General features: G+C 68.8%; 1 protein-coding gene and 1 pseudogene. One reads left to right on the plus strand and one right to left on the minus strand.

Features of this window, described 5'->3' with window-relative positions; genetic code table 11:
• Positions 1-357, minus strand: a pseudogene (locus tag CCN39_RS48405) (hypothetical protein); the annotation flags it as partial.
• Positions 358-464: 107 nt separating this feature from the next.
• Between CCN39_RS48405 and CCN39_RS48410 the strand changes: the two are divergent.
• Positions 465-1,559 carry an LLM class flavin-dependent oxidoreductase gene (locus CCN39_RS48410; protein WP_086853964.1) on the plus strand — a complete coding sequence of 365 codons (1,095 nt, stop codon included), beginning with the start codon at positions 465-467 and terminating at the stop codon, positions 1,557-1,559.
• Positions 1,560-1,643 lie beyond the last annotated feature (84 nt).

A 1,643-nucleotide genomic window follows, 5' to 3' on the forward strand; every position in this document is an offset into this window, starting at 1 on the left:
GGCGGCGGTGACGTCGGCCGAGCCGACCACGACGAAGGACGGGTCGTCCTCCGCGATCACCAGTTTCGCGTTCAGCCCCCGCAGCGAGTGCACGATCACGCCCGCCTTGACCCAGTGCAGCAGCGCGTGCGGGCTCGTCGCGCCGGACAGCACCGTGTCCAGGCTCGCGTCCGTGATCAGCGTGTCGCCGGGTTGCAAGGGCAGCAAGGCCGCCGCGCCGGGCCCGACGTGACCGAAGGCGGCCACCAGGTTCCGGCGCGGGGCGAGCAAGGGGGTGATCGAGGCCCAGATGTCGCGACCGGCGAGTAGTCGTACCGAACGTTCTGCCAAACCCAGCCGAGCGAGCTCCGCGTCCATGTCCCCGACCTTAGCCGGTGCCCTCAAGGCACTTGTCGGCCGGAATATCTCTTGCTTGGAAGTAGTTGAACGCGCATGTAAGATGGTGCTCGCGAAGGGAGCAGGTCATGCAGTTCGGAATCTTCACGGTGGGCGACGTCACGACCGATCCCACGAACGGAACCACGCCGACGGAACACGAGCGGATCAAGGCGATGGTCCGCATCGCGCTCAAGGCGGAGGAGGTCGGCCTCGACGTCTTCGCGACCGGCGAGCACCACAACCCGCCGTTCGTCCCGTCGTCGCCGACGACGATGCTGGGCCACATCGCGGCGCAGACGTCCAAGCTGATCCTCTCGACGTCGACGACGCTGATCACCACGAACGACCCGGTGAAGATCGCCGAGGACTTCGCGATGCTGCAGCACCTGGCCGACGGCCGCGTCGACCTGATGATGGGCCGCGGCAACACCGGCCCGGTCTACCCGTGGTTCGGCCAGGACATCCGCCAGGGCATCCCCCTGGCGATCGAGAACTACGCGCTGCTGCGCCGGCTGTGGCGCGAGGACGTCGTCGACTGGTCCGGCAAGTTCCGCACCCCGCTGCAGGGCTTCACGTCGACCCCGCGGCCCCTGGATGGCGTCCCGCCGTTCGTCTGGCACGGGTCGATCCGCAGCCCGGAGATCGCCGAGCAGGCCGCGTACTACGGCGACGGCTTCTTCGCCAATCACATCTTCTGGCCCAAGGAGCACTTCCAGCAGCTGATCTCGTTCTACCGGCAGCGCTTCGAGCACTACGGCCACGGCTCGGCGGACCAGGCCATCGTCGGCCTGGGCGGGCAGGCGTTCATCCGGCCCAAGTCCCAGGACGCGTGGAACGAGTTCCGGCCGTACTTCGACAACGCGCCGGTGTACGGGCACGGGCCGTCCCTGGAGGAGTTCACCGACCAGACGCCGCTGACCGTCGGCAGCCCGCAGGAGGTCATCGACAAGACGCTGACCTTCCGCGAGCACTTCGGCGACTACCAGCGCCAGCTGTTCCTGATGGACCACGCGGGCCTGCCGCTGAAGACGGTGCTGGAGCAGCTCGACCTGCTCGGGGAGCAGGTGATCCCGGTGCTGCGCAAGGAACTGGACGCCCGGCGGCCCGCGCACGTCCCGGACGCGCCGACGCACGAATCCCTGAAGGCGGCCGCCGCGGCTTCGGTGGAGGCAACGGTATGAAGCTCGCAGTGGTGACGGCGGGTCTGTCGGTGCCTTCGTCGACCCGCCTGCTGGCCGACCGCCTGGCCGCGGCGACCGTCGCCG

Source organism: Amycolatopsis kentuckyensis (assembly GCF_002155975.1).
In the GTDB taxonomy this organism is placed as follows: domain Bacteria; phylum Actinomycetota; class Actinomycetes; order Mycobacteriales; family Pseudonocardiaceae; genus Amycolatopsis; species Amycolatopsis kentuckyensis.